Annotated in this window: 15 protein-coding genes; 4 read left to right on the forward strand and 11 right to left on the reverse strand. The window is 67.5% G+C overall.

What is annotated here, in order from left to right:
• The first annotated feature begins 56 nt into the window (after nt 1–56).
• Genes R5H30_RS08840 through R5H30_RS08850 form a run of 3 tightly spaced genes read left to right on the forward strand, consistent with a single transcriptional unit; the run spans nt 57 to nt 2,331 of the window.
• The gene (locus R5H30_RS08840) at nt 57–716 is read left to right on the forward strand and encodes a Tim44/TimA family putative adaptor protein (protein ID WP_318327877.1); all 660 of its coding nucleotides are present in this window, start codon (nt 57–59) and stop codon (nt 714–716) included.
• A 41-nt stretch (nt 717–757) separates the two neighbouring features.
• The gene (gene mltA, locus R5H30_RS08845; RefSeq protein ID WP_318327878.1) at nt 758–1,750 is read left to right on the forward strand and encodes a murein transglycosylase A; all 993 of its coding nucleotides are present in this window, start codon (nt 758–760) and stop codon (nt 1,748–1,750) included.
• Complete coding sequence (locus R5H30_RS08850; RefSeq protein WP_318327880.1) at nt 1,747–2,331, forward strand: Smr/MutS family protein; 585 nt, start codon at nt 1,747–1,749, stop codon at nt 2,329–2,331. Before mltA ends, R5H30_RS08850 begins: the two co-directional genes overlap by 4 nt.
• Here R5H30_RS08850 and R5H30_RS08855 read toward each other — a convergent pair.
• The 11 genes from R5H30_RS08855 to regB form a co-directional block, all read right to left on the reverse strand.
• Nucleotides 2,299–3,543 carry an MFS transporter gene (locus R5H30_RS08855; protein WP_318327881.1) on the reverse strand — a complete coding sequence of 415 codons (1,245 nt, stop codon included), beginning with the start codon at nt 3,541–3,543 and terminating at the stop codon, nt 2,299–2,301. The genes R5H30_RS08850 and R5H30_RS08855 overlap by 33 nt on opposite strands.
• Before the next feature lie 40 nt (nt 3,544–3,583).
• Nucleotides 3,584–4,888 (reverse strand): ATP-dependent protease ATPase subunit HslU, encoded by a 1,305-nt coding sequence (gene hslU, locus R5H30_RS08860; RefSeq protein WP_318327882.1) that lies wholly within the window; start codon nt 4,886–4,888, stop codon nt 3,584–3,586.
• The gene (hslV, locus tag R5H30_RS08865; protein WP_318327883.1) at nt 4,885–5,442 is read right to left on the reverse strand and encodes an ATP-dependent protease subunit HslV; all 558 of its coding nucleotides are present in this window, start codon (nt 5,440–5,442) and stop codon (nt 4,885–4,887) included. Before hslV ends, hslU begins: the two co-directional genes overlap by 4 nt.
• Before the next feature lie 148 nt (nt 5,443–5,590).
• Nucleotides 5,591–5,911: a thioredoxin gene (gene trxA, locus R5H30_RS08870; protein WP_318327884.1), complete on the reverse strand. Its 321-nt coding sequence runs from the start codon at nt 5,909–5,911 to the stop codon at nt 5,591–5,593.
• A 36-nt stretch (nt 5,912–5,947) separates the two neighbouring features.
• On the reverse strand, nt 5,948–9,352 hold the full coding sequence (gene addA / locus R5H30_RS08875; protein WP_318327885.1) for a double-strand break repair helicase AddA: 3,405 nt from the start codon (nt 9,350–9,352) through the stop codon (nt 5,948–5,950).
• Nucleotides 9,349–12,306 (reverse strand): double-strand break repair protein AddB, encoded by a 2,958-nt coding sequence (gene addB, locus R5H30_RS08880; protein WP_318327886.1) that lies wholly within the window; start codon nt 12,304–12,306, stop codon nt 9,349–9,351. Before addB ends, addA begins: the two co-directional genes overlap by 4 nt.
• Entirely contained in the window at nt 12,296–12,991 is a 696-nt protein-coding gene (locus R5H30_RS08885) for a nucleotidyltransferase family protein (protein ID WP_318327887.1), read from the reverse strand. Before R5H30_RS08885 ends, addB begins: the two co-directional genes overlap by 11 nt.
• Nucleotides 12,967–13,986: an aminoglycoside phosphotransferase family protein gene (locus R5H30_RS08890; RefSeq protein WP_318327888.1), complete on the reverse strand. Its 1,020-nt coding sequence runs from the start codon at nt 13,984–13,986 to the stop codon at nt 12,967–12,969. Before R5H30_RS08890 ends, R5H30_RS08885 begins: the two co-directional genes overlap by 25 nt.
• Nucleotides 13,983–14,456: a tRNA (adenosine(37)-N6)-threonylcarbamoyltransferase complex ATPase subunit type 1 TsaE gene (gene tsaE / locus R5H30_RS08895; RefSeq protein ID WP_318327889.1), complete on the reverse strand. Its 474-nt coding sequence runs from the start codon at nt 14,454–14,456 to the stop codon at nt 13,983–13,985. The genes R5H30_RS08890 and tsaE overlap by 4 nt, the downstream gene beginning before the upstream one ends.
• 39 nt (nt 14,457–14,495) lie before the next feature.
• The gene (locus R5H30_RS08900) at nt 14,496–16,034 is read right to left on the reverse strand and encodes a PAS-domain containing protein (RefSeq protein WP_318327890.1); all 1,539 of its coding nucleotides are present in this window, start codon (nt 16,032–16,034) and stop codon (nt 14,496–14,498) included.
• 100 nt (nt 16,035–16,134) lie between these two features.
• On the reverse strand, nt 16,135–17,523 hold the full coding sequence (gene regB, locus R5H30_RS08905) for a sensor histidine kinase RegB (protein ID WP_318327892.1): 1,389 nt from the start codon (nt 17,521–17,523) through the stop codon (nt 16,135–16,137).
• Between the two features lie 92 nt (nt 17,524–17,615).
• On the opposite strand from regB, the gene R5H30_RS08910 reads away from it, so the two are divergent.
• The gene (locus R5H30_RS08910; RefSeq protein ID WP_318327893.1) at nt 17,616–18,242 is read left to right on the forward strand and encodes an SCO family protein; all 627 of its coding nucleotides are present in this window, start codon (nt 17,616–17,618) and stop codon (nt 18,240–18,242) included.
• Nucleotides 18,243–18,260: the final 18 nt, after the last annotated feature.

Genomic DNA, 18,260 nt, shown 5'->3' on the forward strand with positions numbered 1-18,260 from the left:
GCTTACATAAGTGCCCTAGACACCTGTTTCCATGTCTTGACCTGTACGAGGTTTCAATGAATTCGCCCCTCCTTCAACTTCTGGTGCTGGCCGGAATCGCGATCTTCCTGATCCTGCGCCTGAAAAACGTGCTGGGCACGAGGGACGGATTCGAAGGACCGGCCTCGTCGAAACCGCCGGTCTCGAACCGGCCGAGCCGCGAGTTCGAGGTGATCGAGGGCGGACCCGATTACGACATCACCGACCATGTCGAGGAGGGCAGCGACGAAGCCAAGGCGCTGGCCGAGATGAAACGCATCGAGCCATCCTTCAGCGTGACCGAATTCCTCGCCGGCGCACGCAGCGCCTACGAGATGATCGTGATGGGCTACGAGCGCGGCGATCTCGACGCGATCAAGCCGTTCCTGGCCGAGGACATCTATGAAAGCTTCGTCGAGGGTGTTGCCGCCCGCGAGGACCAGGGCCTGACGATCGAGGCCGATTTCATCGGTGTGCGCGAGCTCAAGCTGATGGATGCCACGTTCGACAAGGACACGCAGGAGGCCGAGCTGACCATCCGCTTCACCGGCGAGCTGACTTCGGAAGTGCGCAACGCCGAGGGTGAGGTCGTCGAGGGCAGCAAGAACGAGGTCAAGCGCCAGAAGGACACCTGGTCGTTCGCGCGCAAGATGGGATCGGACGACCCAAATTGGCTGCTGGTCTCCACAGACGGCTGAGTGGTCTCCTTGCGGGGGTGCTGTCGGCGTTGTCGGTCGTGATGGCCGCGCCGTCCGCCGCCGATCCGCGCTACACGATGGTCGAGTTCGCCGATCTGCAGGACTGGCAGACGGACGATCATGGCGCGGCGCTCAAGGTGTTCCGCAAGACCTGCATTGACATGCGCGATCCCGACTGGCGCGCGGTCTGCGCCTTCGCCGCGACCGATCCGGATCCGAAAAGTTTTTTCGAACTGCTGTTCCGCCCGGTGCTGATCGAGGATGGCGACCCGGCGCTTTTCACCGGCTACTTCGAGCCCGAGCTTGATGGCTCGCTGGTCGAGACGCCGCGGTTTCGTTACCCGGTCTATGCCATGCCGCCCGAGGCGCGCACGGCGAGCCTGTGGTTCACCCGGCGCGAGATCCTCGACGGCGGGATCATGGCGGGCCGTGGACTGGAAATCGCCTGGGTCGACGACCCGGTCGAACTGTTCTTTCTGCAGATCCAGGGCTCGGGCCGGATCCGCCTGACCGACGGTCGCCACATCCGCGTCGGCTATGCCGGGGCGAACGGACATCCCTACCGTTCGATCGGGGTCGAGCTGGTCCGGCGCGGCATCTACGACGTGCACCAGGTCAGCGCCGAGGTGATCAAGAACTGGGTCCGGCGCAATCCCGACGACGGCCGCGAACTGCTGTTCCACAACCCGTCCTACGTCTTCTTCCGCGAGGTGAGCGAGGTGCCGGCGGATCGCGGTCCCTTGGGCGCGATGAACCGCTCGGTGACCAAGCTGCGCTCGATCGCCGTTGATCCCGCCTTCGTGCCGCTCGGCGCACCGGTCTGGATCGAGAAGGCGGGCGCGGAGCCGATGCACCGCTTGATGATCGCGCAGGACACCGGGTCGGCGATCAAGGGCGCGCAACGCGCGGACGTGTTCTTTGGCACCGGGGCGACCGCGGGCCGCGCGGCCGGGCAACTGAAAGACCCGGGTCGGATGCTGGTACTGATGCCGATCCAGCGCGCCTATGCGCTGCTGCCCGAAAGCGCCATATGAGCCGTCGAAGGCCGACGGCGGACGAAGTCGAACTTTGGCGCAAGGTGGCGGATCAGGCCGAACCGCTGCACCCGCGCCGGCGCGAGACCTTCGATCCCGAAGCCATCGTTCCGACCCCGAAGCCGGCCCCGCGCCGCAAGGCCGAACCGACGGCTTCGCGCTTTCCCGCCCGGCCCGCGCCGAAGAAGACCGCGAAAGATCTTGCGCCGTCGCTTGCCGAAGGCCTGCGCGCCGCACCGCTTCAGATGGACCGCAAGACCTTCACCCGCCTGCGGCGCGGCAAGCTGAAACCCGAGGCCCGGATCGACCTGCACGGCATGACGCTCGACCGGGCACATGTCGCGCTGACGCGTTTCATCCTGTCTTCGCAAAGTGCCGGGCGACGGCTGGTGCTGGTGATCACCGGCAAGGGCAAGGACCGCGACGACGACGGGCCGATTCCGGTGCGGCACGGTGTTCTCAAGCACCAGGTGCCGCAATGGCTGAGACTCCAGCCGCTTGCCGCCGCCGTCCTGCAGGTCGAACCCGCGCACATCCGGCATGGCGGATCAGGTGCCTACTACGTCTACCTGCGCCGGTGACGCGAAGAACCGCGCGGCCTTCTCCACCGTGACCGCGGCCAAGATGCCGGTCAGCGCGAAGTAGATGGAAATGCCCGTCATCTGGTCGGGAAAGTCGATGCCGAGGTCGATCAGCAGGCCGGTGAGGCCGGGGCCGATCGCCGACCCGAATACCAGGATCGCCGTGACCAGTGCCTTGATCGATCCGATGTGCCGCGTGCCGTAATGCTCGGCCCAGAAGGCGGAGGGGATCGTCGACTGGGCTCCGGTGCAGATGCCGAAGATCATCATGCCAAGCGCCGCGCCCCAGAGCGTCTGCGCCTGTCCCAACACGAAGAAGGCCAGTACGAAGGGCACGAAGATGACCTGCATCAGCCGCCGGGTGCCGATCCGGTCGATGAGGCCGCCCGAAGTGAAGGTCGTCAGGACAGAGACGGCGGTGAAAAGCGGCAGAAGCGACACGAAGCCGGCCAATTCCCAGCCCTTCACTTCGGTAAGGTGTACCTGGTGAAAGAACAGCGCCGTTCCGAAAGCCGGCGGTCCGATCATCAGCGGAAGGACACCCCAGAACAGCCAGTTCTTGACCATCTCGCCGCGCGTCCAGTGCCGCCCGCCCATGCCCAGGGCGGCGCTGCTTTCGGCGACCGATTGCGGCGTGCGTTCCTCTCGCAGCAGGCGGAAGATGATCGGCGCGGTGGCCAGCACGATGGCGGCGGCCAGCAGCCACAAGAGCCGCCAGTCGACCCAGGCCAGCAATGCCACGAAAGCCAGAGGCAGCACCGCCTGGCCCATCGCGAACCCCATCGACGAGATCGAGATGGCCTTGCCGCGCGTGGCGTTGAACCAGCGCGCCATGGCCACGATGCTGAGGTGGCTCATCATGCCCTGCCCGTTCAGGCGCAGCGCGAAGATCACCACGCCAAGCACGACAGCACCCTGCGCCCCGGCCATGGCGATGCAGCTGAGCGCCAGCAGGATCGACACGACGACCATCAGATACCGCACGCGGAAGCGGTCGGTCAGAACGCCGGCCCAGACCATCGCAAGCGCCGAAACCGTGGTGGCGATGGTGTAGATCAGCCCCCATTGCCCGTGCGAGAGGTCGAAATCGCGCATGATCTCGCCGGCGAACAACGAGATGAAGAACGTCTGCCCGTAGCTCGACGTGAACGAAAGCAGGAACCCGGCCGAGAGAAACGGGGCGTTCTGGCGGAGAAATTGCAGAAAGCCCATGCCTCTCTCTCCCGCGTTTCGGCGGGAAAGGAAAGCCCTGTCAGAGCACGTAGCGGCTCACATCGGCGGATCGGGTCAGTTCACCGAGGTTCTTGTCCACGAATGCGGCGTTGACGACGACCTCTTCGCCGCCCCGGTCCGGTGCGGTGAACGAGAGTTCCTCGAAGACACGCTCCATGACGGTGTAAAGCCGCCGCGCGCCGATGTTCTCGACCGACTGGTTCACTTCGGCCGCGATCTTGGCCAGCGCCGCGATTCCGTCCTCGGTGAAGCGCACGTCGACCTCTTCGGTGCCCATCAGCGCGGTATATTGCAGCGTCAGCGCGTTGTCGGTCTCGGTCAGGATGCGCACGAAGTCCTCTTCGGTCAGCGCGCGCAGCTCGACCCGGATCGGCAGGCGACCCTGCAGTTCGGGCAACAGGTCCGACGGCTTGGCGATGTGGAACGCGCCCGAAGCGATGAACAGGATGTGGTCGGTCTTGACCGGCCCGTGCTTGGTGCTGACGGTCGTGCCCTCGATCAGCGGCAGCAGGTCGCGCTGCACGCCCTCGCGGCTGACGTCGGCACCGCGCGCATCCGAGCGCGCGCAGACCTTGTCGATCTCGTCGAGGAACACGATGCCGTTCTGTTCCACGGCCTCGATGGCGCTGCGGGTGACGGTCTCGTCATCGAGAAGCTTGTCAGCCTCTTCGCCGATCAGCACATCGTAGCTGTCGGCCACGGTCAGGCGCTTCTTGGTCTTGCGCCCGCCCATCGCCTTGCCGAAGAGGTCGCCGAGGTTGAGCATCCCCATCCCGCCCTGCTGGCCGGGGATCTCCATCATCGGGAACGGATTCGAGGACTCCGAAACCTCGAGGTCGATCTCGGTATCGTCGAGTTCACCCGCCTTCAGCTTCTTGCGGAACATCTCGCGCGTGCCTTCGCGGGCGTCCTCTCCGGCGATGGCGTCGATCACCCGGTCCTCGGCGGCTTGCTGGGCCGAGGTCTTGACCTGCTCGCGCATGTAGTCGCGGGTCATCACGATGGCGCTGTCGACGAGATCGCGGATGATCTGCTCGACGTCGCGGCCGACATAGCCGACTTCGGTGAACTTGGTCGCCTCGACCTTGAGAAACGGCGCCCGGGCCAGCCGGGCCAGCCTGCGGCTGATCTCGGTCTTGCCGACGCCGGTGGGCCCGATCATCAGGATGTTCTTCGGATACACCTCGTCGCGCAGCGCGTCCGAAAGCTGCTTGCGCCGCCAGCGGTTGCGCAGGGCGACGGCGACCGCGCGCTTGGCATCCTTCTGGCCGATGATGAACCGGTCGAGTTCCGAGACGATTTCGCGGGGGGTGAGATCGGTCATTTCGAGATCTTCTCCACGGTCAGGTTGCCGTTGGTGTAGACGCAGATATCCGCAGCGATCGCCATCGCCGCGCGCGCGACCTCTTCGGCGGATCGCTCGGTATCCATCATCGCGCGCGCCGCGGCCAGCGCGTAGTTACCGCCCGAGCCGATGGCGGCGACATCGTGTTCCGGTTCCAGCACGTCCCCGGCGCCGGTGATGACCAGCATGTCATTGCCGTCCGAGACGATCAGCATCGCCTCGAGCTTCTGCAGGTACTTGTCGGTGCGCCAGTCCTTGGCGAGTTCGACCGAGGCGCGCGCCAGCTGGCCCGGTGTCGCCTCGAGCTTTGCTTCGAGCCGTTCGAGCAGCGCGAAGGCGTCGGCGGTCGAGCCGGCAAATCCCGCGACCACGTCGAAGCCGCCCGGTGTCAGACGCCGCACCTTGCGCGCGGTGCCCTTGATTACGGTCTGGCCGAGCGAGACCTGCCCATCGCCTGCAATGACAACCTCGTCGCCTTTCTTCACGCCGATGATCGTCGTACCGTGCCAGCCGGGGAAATCCGGGTCCGCCATGTCTCTGTCTCCTTGCGTCCCGCCCTATATGGACCTTGCTGGGACCGTCTGCAACGCGGCCAGCCTGGGGGCGTAAATGTCAAATGAAATTTTTCTCAAGAAAAAAGGGAGCCGTTGCAGGCTCCCTCCGCCGTGGTGTCCGGATCGTTCAGATCGACTCTTCGATCCAGCTTTGCAGCGCCGCCTTGGGGCGCGCACCAGCCATGTTCGACACGACCTGCCCGTCCTTGAAGATGAACAGCGCCGGGATGCCGCGCACGCCCATCTGTGCGGGAGAGTTAGGGTTGTCGTCGACGTTGACCTTGACGATCTTGACTTTGCCTTCCATCGACTCGGAAAGTTCCTCCAGGGCCGGACCGATCTGCTTGCACGGGCCGCACCACTCCGCCCAGAAATCCACCACCACGGGGATGTCTGATTTCTTGACTTCGGCGTCGAACGTGTCGTCCGTAACGGCGTGGGTTGCCATCGTGATCTCCTGACAGGCTTCGGTTAGGCGCTGAACCTATGAAGGCCCCGGCGCTTCGTCAAGATATGGCGCTGACTGCAAGGCGTCGCTCACGATGTCGTGCGGCAGAGCCATGAAGCTGGCGTCGCGGGTCCAGAGGATACCGGTCTCGATCCGGCGGTCGGGCCAGATTTGCGCCAGTGCATGGGCATAGGCACCCATCTGCCGCAGGATGCCGTCGGGACAGGTCCCGGGGGTCGCGGGCACCACCCGGTTGGTCTTGAAGTCGACCGCCAGCACGCGGTCGGGTTCGACGATGAGACGGTCGATGACGCCGTGCAGGCGGTGCCGGCCGAGTTCCGCCGAAATCGGCACCTCGGCCAGCGTGCCGGACGCGAAGATCCAGGCAAGGGACGGATCGCCCAGAACCGCCTGCGCCTCCGCCCCTGCCGCGTCGAAGGCGGCGGTCCCGTCTTCCGGCGCCATCGCGGCCAGCAGTCCCGGGCGCTCGGGCGCGGGCCGCGCTGCGAGATGTTCGAGCAGGTCGTGGACCAGCGTGCCGTGGCGCTTTGCGATCTCGCTGTCCTCTCCGAGATCGCCCGGCAGTGCCTTCGCGCCGCCGAGATCGGAGGGCGAAAGCGTTGCGCGCTGCGGCGGTTCCGCAGGGGCCGGTGCGGCGAAAAACGGCTCGAGGCTGGGCGGATGCACGACCTTTTCTTCGGGCTCGACCACCGGGAGGGCATCCCAGTCGCCGTGTGCGTGGCGTTTGCCCTTTTCGCCGTCGACCTCGATCTCTTCCGCGCCGGACGGGTCCATCGCGCGTTGAACCGCCTGGTACCAGCTGTCGCCGGAGGTCGGCAGGTCCCCGCAGGCGGCGAGGATCAGCCATTTCTCGGCCCGCGTCAGTGCGACGTAAAGCAGGCGCAGGCGCTCGGCCTCTTCGGCCGCGCGCATCGCGTCGAGCCTGTCGCGCATCGCCGCCGGGCGCTCGTTGGCGGGCGTCGCCCAGACAGGGTGGCCGCCCACGTCCACCACGCTGTCGCGGATCTGCGGCGGCCGGCGCACCGTGTCGGGCAGGATCACGATGGGCGATTCGAGTCCCTTTGCGCCGTGCACCGTCATCACCCGGATCTGGTCGGAAGCGGAATCGACCTGCCGCTTGATCTCGAGATCGTCGGTCTCCATCCAGACCAGGAACCCGGTCAGGCTCGGCACCGCGTTGCGTTCGTAGGCCAGTGCCTGGCTGAGCAAAGCGTCGATGCCGTCCTCGGCCTCGGCCCCAAGCCGCGCCAGCAACCGCGCGCGCCCTTCGTGGCGGGTCAGGATGCGCTCGATGAGGTCGTAGGGCCGCCGGAAGTCGACCTCGTTCAGGAGGTCCTGCAGCATCGCGAGCGTCTCGGTAAACTCCGCGCCTCGGCCTCGCAGCGCCTGCCAGAGGTACCCGTCGCGCGCGTGCGCGAGATCGAAGAGCATCTGCTCGCTCCAGCCGAAGAGCGGCGATTTCAGCGCCGTCGCCAGCGACAGGTCATCCTCGGGCACGGCGAGAAAGGCCAGCAGTGCGGCCAGATCGCGCACCGCGAGTTCCGCGCCGACCTTCAGCCGGTCGGACCCGGCGATGGGAAGGTTCAGGGCCTTGCAGGCGCGGATGATCTCGGAAAAGAGGTCCGACCGGCGCTGGACGAGGATCAGGAAATCGCCCGGACGGATTCGGCGCCGGACATGACCGGGATGCCCGTCCACGTCGGCGGGAATGTAATGCGGTGTCTGTGTCAGCTCCTGGATCTGGCGGGCGATGCGTTCCGCCAGGATCACCGTGTGGTGGCGTTCGCCCGGGCGATCGACCGGGTCGGTCCAGTCGCCATCCTCGGGCGTGTCCTGCCGCGGAACCACCGGCCAGATGTCGACCCGGCCCGGCAGCCGGTGCTTGAAGGCGATGTGCTGCGGCGCGGGGTCGAACCCGGTCCCCGAGGCCTCGCCGAAACAGTGATCGACGATCCGCAGCACCGCCGAGGATGAGCGGAAGGAATAGGCCAGTGTCTCGGACTGAAACGGCTGTTCGGCCGCCTCCAGCCGCTGCCGGAAATCCTTTTCCATGCGGTCGAACTCAAGGGGGTCGGCACCCTGGAAGGAATAGATCGACTGCTTCTTGTCGCCGACGACGAAGATCGTGCGGGCTACGTCCGGGCGCGCACCGGCGCCGCTGGCGAATTCGAGGGTCAGCTTGCGGATCACGTCCCATTGCGACGGGCTGGTGTCCTGCGCCTCGTCGACGAGGATGTGGTCGATCCCGCCGTCGATCTTGTAGAGCACCCAGGCCGCCACCGCCGGATCGTCGAGCAGGCGACGCGTGCGCAGGATCAGGTCGTCGAAGTCAAGCCAGCCGTGATCGCGCTTGGCGGCATTGTAGTGTTCGAGAAACCGCGCCGCGAAGCGATGCAGCGCCAGCGCCTTCTGCGCCGCCAGCAAGGCCAGTCGTGGCTCGCGCGCGTCTTCCACGCGCTGCATGAAGGCGTTCCACGCGGGCATGTCCGCCGACAGGGCATCCTGCGTCGGCTTGGTGGGCAGCTTGCCGATCTTGGCGCAGAAGGCGTTGGCACCGGATTTCGTCAAGAACACGTCCTCGAGAACCGGCAGATCGTCGAACCCCGGCGTCGCGATCGCGGCCAGCTTCTCGGCCGCCTTGCCGTCGTTGCCGCCCTTCGCGCGCATAGTTGGGATGAACCGGTCGAGCAGGTCGCGTTCGCCACCGGGAAAAACGGACCCCGCGATGCCCGCCTCTGTCAGGCTGGCCGGCTGACCGAAAAGTCCGAGCAGGTCCGCGAGGTCCAGTGGTGTGTCAAAGGCATCACCCATGCGCACGATGGAGGCGGTGATCGCGCCGAAATTCTCGTCCGTCAGGTGCCGCGCCATCCCGTCGACCAGCGGCGCATCGGGGCCTTCGGCCATCCGGTCGACGATCCCGGCCCGCAGCAGCTCGGCGGCGCGGTCGTCCATCTCGGTGAATTGCGGGCTGACCCCGGATTCGAGCGGAAAGCGCCGCAGCAGCGCGGCGCAGAAGGAATGGATGGTCTGGATCTTCAACCCGCCCGGCGTCTCAAGCGCCCGCGCGAAAAGCCGGCGCGCTTCGCGCAGCTTCTCGGCCGGGATCGCGCCGTCCTCGCCCAGTTCGCGCAGTGCGGCGCGCAACGCGTCGTCGGACATCATCGCCCACTGCCCGAGCCGCTTGTAGAGCCGGTTCTGCATCTCCGAGGCCGCCGCCTTGGTGTAGGTCAGGCACAGGATATGCTGCGGATCGACCGCCTTGTGCGACGCCCGGGGGTCGACCCCGCCCAGCAGCAGGCGTGCGACGCGGTCGGTCAGGACCCGCGTCTTGCCCGACCCGGCATTGGCCGAGAGCCAGGTCGAGAAGGCCGGGTCGGCGGCGCGGATCTGCGCGGCGGAGGCGTCGTTCGGCGCGCTCATGTCAGAACCTCGCGCAAGGGCGTGTCGGTCTCGTCCCATTCGCCGAACCGGGCAAGCTGGTCGTAGTCACCGGCAAAAGCGACGCGCTGCATCGCCCGACGCGCGGTGAACCCCTGGTCGGGCGCGCGGTACTCAGACAGCAGCGCCTTGAGCCGGGCCAGCACCTCGGCGGGGGGTTCGTCGGCCAGTGGCGCGGCAACTTCCTGACCCTTGCCGAGGCCGATGAACACCGCCGACAGGACCGGCGCGGGTCCGATGCGGGCAAAGGCTCCGGCCTCGACCATCCCGGCCTCGATCAGCAACTGCTTGTCGAAGGCGGCCTGTTCCTTCTTCGACGGCGGCGCGCCGGTCTTGTAGTCGTAGAGGATGATCCGGCCATCCTCGGTCCGGTCGATCCGGTCCGCCCGTCCCTTGAGGCTGACCCCGATGTCGGGCCACGTGATCCGGCCGGTCGCGTCCTCCTCGAAGGCCACGGGGGTCGCCACGGCCTGCCGCGCGATCTCGCCTGTCACGAACCACTCCGCGATGCGCCCGACACGCGACAGCCACATCGTCCGCGCCGCGGGCCAGGGCGCGCCGTCGCGCATCACCTCGGCGGCGACCTCCATCAAGGCGTCTGCTGTCAGCCGCGCCGGATCCGCGGTTGCCGTTTTCACGAACCGCTCCATCACGTCATGCGCCAGCGTGCCCCGGATCAGCGCGTCGGGCGCCTGCACCAGCGGACCGATCGGGCGCAACTTCAGGACATGGCGCGCGTAGATCGCATAAGGGTCGCGGATCAGCGTCCTGATCTCGGTGACCGAAAGCTGGGTCGGACGCGCGGCAACCGGCGGGCAGGGAGAGGGGCGCGGCGCGCCGGGAATGCGGGTGACCTGCTCCAGCGCCGCGACCCGGTCGAGCCAGGCATCGCCGCGCGCCCGCATGTCCCTCAGCGCCGCCTGCCCGCCCGTCGCCTCGAGCCCGCCCATCAGGTTCTGCAAGCGGTTGATCCAGCGCGAGGGAATGGTCTCGGCATCGTCCGAGCGGATCGCGCGGGTCAGCCAGACCTGCGGCGCCGCGATCGCCTGCTGGTAGTCGTGCGCCGAAAGCCCGATGCGGCGTTCCGGCAGCAACAGCCCGGCATCGAGCCGCATCCGGCGGTTGAGCCAGGGATCGGGGCGCGCCGGTTCCGGCCAGGTTCCGTCGTTCAGGCCACCGAGGATCACGAGGTCCGCGCCCTGCACCCGCGCCTCGAGCGTGCCCCAGATCATGATACGCGGGTGCGGCGCGTCGCGGTCGCGCACCTCGCCGGCCGACAGAAGGCCGTCGAGCAGCGTGGCATAGTCGAGCGCCGAGACCTCTCCGCCATGGGGCGCCTGCTCGGCCAGCCCCGTCATGACGTTCTCGGCGGCATCGCCCGCGTTCATCTGCCAGAGCGCGCCGGGTCCCTCCGGTTCCGGCCCGCCGGCGATCGCCGTGGCCAGCGCCATGTGCTCGTCGACCCAGGTGGTCAGGGCGCGCGCGCCGGGGGCTTCGCGCCCGGTGAAGGTTTCGCCGACCCAGATGGCCCAGCGGTCCGCGGCGGCCTGCCTGGCGGGATCCTTGTCGACACCGGACATCAGCCGCGCGATCCCGTCGGCGTCCGGATAGGGCAGACCGTGGCGACGGATCCGCAGTTCGAGCCGGCGGGTGTTCAGCAGGTGGTCGCTGCGGCTTCCGGCGCTGTGGGTCAGCGGGTGCTTGAGCAGCGTAAGCAGCGCCTCGGCGTCAAGCCGGGTGGTGAAGAGCCCCGCGACATGGCGCAAGAGGCGCCCCGGAGGCGACAGGTGCAGCGGCATGCCGGCGGAATCGTCCGGCAAGATGCGCCAGCGGTCGAGCGCCGCGGTCACCTGCCGGGTCAACATGCGGTCCGGCGTGATCAGCGCCGCCGTTTCGCCGTTCTCGGCGGCCTGGCGCAGTCGCATCGCGATGGCCAGCGCCTCGGCCCGCGGCGTCGGGGCCTCGACAAGGGTCGTGTCGGCGGTTGCCTCCGCCAGCGGGCCCAGGCGTGGACCTTCCGAGAGCCAGGCGTCGGTAAAGGGCGCCGGTCGCAGCGACAGCGACACCAGCGCGTTGCGCGCCCGCGACGGCGGGGCCGCCCGCGCGGTCCAGGGGCGCAGGTCGTCGAGACCCAGGTCCAGCGATTGCATGAGGTCGAAGAACCGGTACTGCGGATGATCCTCGGACAAGTCCTGCCGGGTGAGCTGCGACCAGGCCGCGCGGGGCATGTCGGCATCGAAGCCCGGCAGGATCACCGCCCCCTGCGGCAGGCGGGCCACGGCTTCCATCAGCAGTTTCGTCGTCCCCCGCGATCCGGTGGAGCCGGCGAGGATCACCGGCGTTTCGCGCGGCTGCTCGGCCCAGCGCTCGACCAGCCGGGCGACGAGGCCGCGCTGCCGCGCCTCCGGCCCGGGTCCCGTGTCGGCGCGGTCGACGTAGCCTTGTGCGATCCGCAGGAAGGCAAGCGCGCGCTGCCAGTGGCCCGACTGGTCGCTGACGTCGAGCCCGGCGATCTTTTCGGCGGTGACGCCTTCGCCCTCCATCTCGTCGATCAGCGCGGCGAGGCTGTCGGTCAGATCGAAAAGCGACGTTCGCCCGCCGAGGTCGCGTTCGGCCGCGAGCAGGGGCGCGACCAGTTGCATCAGTTCCAGCCGCCGGCGCAGGGCGGGCACGGAGGCGGGCATCGCAAGGCCCGGCTCGAGTGTGTCGAGGTCGGTCACCAGCCGGATGCGCGGCAGCAGGGTCGCGGGGCCTGAATCGAAGAGGGCGCGCAGGCGGCGCTGCATCCTGCGGGTGTTGACGATCAGGTCGACCCGCGCGATCGCCTCCGGGGGCTGGCCGGTCAGCCGTTCGCGCAGGCCCTCGGCCACCGCCCGCGGGAAATCGACGCCGGGTTCGAGCGTGAAGACACGCGGGGTCGCGGAGCTATCGAACATCGTGTTGCCTCAGCATGTCCTCGGCGAGACCGATCCCGGCGGGCGTTCCGACGTCGCACCAGTGTCCGGGATGCACGATGCCGAACAGCCGTCCCTCGGCCTTCATTTCGTCCCAGATCGCGTTGAGCGAGAAGACCCGTTCGGGCCGCGCGGCGACGCGGTCGGTCTTGAGGATCTGCGCGCCGCCGTAGACCAGATCACCGCGCCGGCCGAGCCGACCTTCGGCGTCGCAAGTGAAGTCGCCGGGCTCGATGCGGCCAACTGCGCGCGCGGCGGGCACGCAGATCAGCAGCGCGTCCATCCGCTCTGGCTCCCATGCGGCGCGCAACAGTTCGAGCGGGTTCGGTCCGATCCAGATCGCGTCGGTGTTCATCGTGATCACCGGTCCCTTGCCGAGCAGGGGCAGCGCGTTCTTCAGCCCGCCGCCGGTGTCGAGGATCTCGGGTGTCTCGACGATGGGTTGCACCCCGCGCGGCGCGAGATGGGCGACCAAAGGCTCGGGGCGGTAATGCAGGTTGGCGGCCACGACGCGCGGGCGAAGCGGCGCGACGAGCGCGAGGGCATGGTCGATCAGCGGCTTGCCCGCGACCGGGATCATCGGTTTCGGCATCCGTTCCGTCAGCGGCTTCATCCGGGTCCCGAAACCGGCGGCGAAGAGCATCACGGTGTCGGGGCGGTCTGGCATGTCTGTCTCAGTCTGGCGAGATGGTCGGGGGTCGGGGGCGGCAGGGTGTCCGCAAGGAACGACGCGATGCCGGACAGCGCGGGATGCGCGAGGTTGCGTTGGGCCAGCGCCCAGACCCGGGGCACAAAGTCGATGTAGCGCGCCTTGCCATCCCGTCGGCTGAGCCGTGCGAAGACGCCGAGGATCCGCAACTGGCGTTGCAGGCCGAGGGTGGCGTAGGCCTCTCCGAAGGCCGCGCGGTCGTGGCCGGTCGCGGCGAGAAACCGGTCGAGGCTGTGCGTCTCGAGGGCCGGCGGCACGTCGCGGCGGGCGTCCTGAAGGATCGACACGAGGTCGTAGGCCGGATGGGCCAGCATCGCGTCCTGGAAGTCGAGCAGCCCGACCCTTGCGACGCCGGCCCGTTCCGGCAGCCAGATCAGGTTCTCCGCGTGGTAGTCGCGCAGCATCAACACCGGGGCCACGGTGTCGAGCGGCTGGCAGAGGTTCTCGAACCTCTCCCGAAATTCGGCGGCCAGCGCGGAAGTCTCCGCTTCGGAACCGGTATGGTACCACTCGAAGATCGCGGCGGCGAGATCGGCACAGGTCGCGGCATCGAGCCGGGATAGTGCCGGAGCGGCGTGGTCCTGCAACACCGGCAGCACGTCGATCGCGGCGTCGTAGAGACTGGTTTCGAGCTCGGGCGCATTGGTGACGAGACGCGCGAACACGTCGTCGCCGAGATCCTCGAGCAGCAGGAAGCCGTGCGCGGGATCGCTGGCAAGAATCTCGGGTGCGCTGAGGCCGATGCCGCGCAGGTGCTCGGCGATTGTGATGAACGGGCGTGTGTCCTCGCCGCGCGCGGGGTCTGCATCCATCAGCACCGCGCGGGCCTTGGACCCGCGTTTCAGCCGGTCGTAGCGGCGTTGCGAGGCGTCGCCAGCGAGCAGCGTGCGCCGCGCATCGCCCCAGCCTGCCCGGTCGAGGAAATCTCGCGCGAGATCGGCGCGCGCCGTCATGTCGGGTCACCCTCGACGCGCGCGTCCCAGCCGGTATCGGTCCAGGACGCGGTCAGGACGCGGGCGTATTCGTCGCCTCCATCGGTCAGAGTGATGTCGAGCGCATTCGGGGGTCGCAACGCGCCCAGCCGGTCCGGCCATTCGACGAGGCAGATCGCCGTCGCGAAGGCCTCGGCAAGTCCCAATTCCTCGATTTCGAGGGTCGATCCGACGCGGTAGAGATCTGCATGCCACAGCGGGCCCTGGCGCGTGTCGTATGTCTGCACCAGCGTGAAGGTGGGCGAGGGCACGTCCTCGGGTTCGGTCAGGATGGCTTGAATCAGGCTCCGCGCGAAATGCGTCTTGCCCGCGCCGACCGGGCCGCTCAGCAGGATCGTGTTGCCTTCGCGCAACTGCGCGCCCAGCGCCGCGGCGTAGCGCGCCGTCTCGGCTTCGGACGACAGGGTCTTGGTCACGCGGCGCGGGGACATGCGGCCAAGTTACCCGTGCCGCCGTCCGCTGCAAGTCGATTAGCGCGCCGCGCTGCCCGCCGGTTTGCGCTGCCTGCGTGGCGCTGCGGGCTCGGGGGCCGTGCTGAAGCGAACGAGCGTGGCGCCGCTCGCAATGGGCGCGACCTGGCAGGTCAACTGCTCGCCCGACCGCAGCGAAACCGGCATGCTCCACGGGTCGCGGTCGCCGTAATCGAGTACGAAGTCGGTCAGCGCCGCCCAACGCGCGCCGGGTTCGCACAGTCGTTTCCATTCGGCGATCGAGTCCGCGATGGTGACGTCGGCAAAGGCGTTGTCGGGGTCGAGCTTCCAGAGCTTGCGATAGGCCGCGTTGCAGAAGCTCAGCACGCCAGCGGGCGAGAACACCACGAGCGCATCGTCGAAACTGTCCATGAGGCTCTGGCCAAGCTTCAGTTCGGCGCGGAAATTGCGTGTGAGCGACACCTCTGCGCTGATGTCTTCGATCAGAAAGGCGATGGCGCCGTCGGGATGCGGGCGGCCGCGCACGCGGTATGTCTGGCCCGACTCGAGCGTCCAGGTCTCCTGGTAGCGCCCGTCGGTGGCGGCCGTGACCACTTCGGCAATCTCCTGGCGCCAGGATCGGTAGTTCTTGGGTTCGGGCATGCGCCGGTTTTCGCGCAGCCGATCGAAGAAGGACAGCAGCGTCGGACGTGCGCTGAGGAATTCTGCAGGCAGGCTGGTCAGATCGATCAGCGCGGGATTGAAGAGCGCCAGCTGCCCCTTGCGGTCGAAGATCGCGAGACCGATGGACAGATGTGCGAAGGTCTTGGCCAGGGTCTGCACGAAGTTGCGCTGGGCGATCTCGGACTGCACCACGGCATTGACGTTGACGGCGTGAAAGATCCGCACCTCGCCCGCCTTGATCACCGAGACATCGTACCAGTCGCAGCCCGGTTTGTCGGGCTGGTCGATCGCGATGCGCTTGGCGGCGGCGCCTGCCAACTGGGCGTCGAGATCGGCAAAAACCGGAACGTCCCGGTCAGGCTCTCGCTCGTGCAGGGTCCTGTAGAGCTGGCTGTAGGCGGCATTGCACCAGATCACCTTGCCCTGGGCGTCGACCTGCCAGACCGGATGCGGTGTGGTATCGCTGGCCCGGCGCAAATGCTCGAGTTCCACGAGGGTCGAGATCAGGTCCTTGCCGGCCAGCCTGTCGAGGCTCTGGTCTTCCTCCTCGACGACGACGCGGGTGAAGGCGCCGCTTTGCGAGATCCGCAGGCGTCCGCCGTCGTGGTCGTGCACGGCCCGGATCGAGATCTCGCCGCTGGCGGTCGGCGGGCTGTCGGGAAAGCGCGGGAAGCGTCCCAGGTAAAGCGCGCGTAGGCTGGCCCAGGTGTCGCGGCCAGGTCGGACGCCGTGCAGGTGCAGCGCCGCGTTCGAGGCGTGGTGCAGGACGTCGCTGTCGAACAGAAAGGACATGCCGTCGTCGAAGCCCGGTCCTGACGCGCCACGGCCCGCACCGGAGCGCGCGATCCAGAAGACCGCGACGCCCACGCTCAGTGCGGCCGCGCAGAAGACGATCACGGCTTCGATCAGCGGCATGTGGAACCCTGTCCCTTCAGAAGCACACGCCCACATTATCCGGTTTTCGGAGTTAACGCAGCGTTAAGATGTGTCGCGATGGTCCCAGACGTGCATCGCGTCAGGCCCGGATTGGCTGGTTGTGCCCGGTCGGCACCGGCGTCGTTCCGGTGCGGGCGTCGATGTTGGCGCGAGACCAGCGGACCTCGACGATGGCGCCGATGTGCTGGTCGTCGCTGTCGCGGTCGATGAACGGGTCGTTGCCATTGGCAAAGGTCAGTTCCGCGCCCGAGCGTTCGAGCAGCGTCTTGGCGATGAAGAGACCGAGACCCATCCCTTCGTACTCGGGCCGAAGCGGGCGCTCTCCGGGCCCGCGTCTGCGCCCGACGAAAGGATCGCCAATGCGCCCCAGCAGGTGCGGCGGATAGCCGCGCCCGTCGTCGAGGATGCGGATCGCGATCCGGTCCTCGGACCAGTCCGCCTGGATCCAGACGTTGCGACGGGCGAAATCGACCGCGTTCTGGATCAGGTTACGCAGGCCGTGCACGATCTCGGGTTTGCGCAGGATCGAGGGCTGCGCCCCGGCGGTTTCGGCTTCGGCGAAATGTACCGACTTGCCGCGGGTCAGGTGCGGTTCGGCGGCTTCCTCGAGCACGGCCATCAGCGGCGCCTGGCGCAGGTGCAGGTCATCCTTTCCCGCCCGACCCATGTTCCGCAGGATATCGCTGCAGCGGTCCGCCTGCGCCCGGATCAGGACGGCATCCTCGCGCAGGTCGGGGCGGTCCTGAAGCTCTTCTAGAAGTTCCGAACTGGCCAGCTTGATCGTCGCAAGCGGCGTTCCGAGTTCGTGCGCGGCGGCCGCCACCACGCCGCCGAGGTCGGTCAGCTTCTGCTCGCGCGCCAGCGCCATCTGCGTCGCGGCCAGCGCGTCGGACATCGAGTGGATCTCGGTGGTCACCCGGACCGAGTAGGCGCTGATGAAAACGATCGCGATGATGAGCGCGATCCAGTTGCCGAAGACGAAGATCTGCGGAATCTCCAGCACCGTTCCCGAGACATGCTGCAGAGGAAAGTGGAACACAGCGAGCAGGCTGACCAGCAGGACCGCTGTGCCGCCCACCACCAGAGTCGAGCGCAGTGTCAGCACGGCGGCCGAAATGGTCACCGGGCCAAGCATCAGAAGCGCGAAGGGATTGTTGAGCCCACCGGTCAGGAAGAGCAGGAAGCTGAGCTGCAAAAGGTCGAACAGGACCATGAGCATGTTCTCGACTTCCGACAGGCGCTTGTTCTCGGGAAAGACCAGAACCGCCACGAGGTTCGAGATCGCCGAAGCCCCGATCACGAGGTAGCACAGGCCCAGCTCGAGCTCGATATCGAAGACCCGCGTGGCGATCGCGATGGCCGTCAGCTGCCCGGCGATGGCGAACCAGCGCAGCAGGATGATCGTGCGCAGCCGGATCCAGTTGGACCACATGCGCCCGCCGAGCGGTCTGACGTCTGTATCGGTCATGGCCTCACCGGCTCTTGAGTTTCCAATGCTGCGCCGGAACGCTAGGAGTGCCCCGGAAGAGTTCAAGCCGATCATACAGGATCGAAATCGAAATGCGCACCATCGCCACGCTTTCCACCGTTGCCGTCGCGGCCCTTCTGGCAGGCACGTGGTACCTCACCCGCCAACCGGCGGACGGAGACCCTTTCGCCTCCTGCCGCGCAGCGCAGGTTGCGGGTGGTGCCGGCAGCATCGGCGGGCCGTTCGAACTGGTCGATGCCACCGGCGAGACGGTGACCGATACGGATGTCATCACCGAACCGTCGCTGGTCTACTTCGGCTACACCTTCTGTCCGGACGTCTGCCCCTTCGACATGGCGCGCAATGCCGATGCGGTCGACCTGCTGCTCGAGCGCGACGTGCCGGTCACGCCGGTGTTCATCTCGATCGATCCCAAGCGCGACACGCCCGAGGTGGTCGGGGATTTCGCGGCCAACCTGCATGACCGCGCGATCGGCCTGACCGGGTCGCCCGAGCAGGTCAAGGCGGCCAGCGAAGCCTACCGCACCTACTACAAGGCGCATGACAACGGCGACGAGTTCTACCCCGTCGATCACTCGACTTTCACCTATCTCGTGATGCCAGGCACCGGCTTTGCCGAGTTCTACCGGCGCGAGACGACGGCGGAAGAGATGGCGGAGTCGGTCGCCTGTTTCGCCGAGAACGCGCCCGAGGCCTGACGCCCCGCGTTTGACGAG

The organism is Roseobacter sp. FCG-D35 (assembly GCF_033436665.1).
Taxonomy (GTDB): domain Bacteria; phylum Pseudomonadota; class Alphaproteobacteria; order Rhodobacterales; family Rhodobacteraceae; genus JAWQFO01.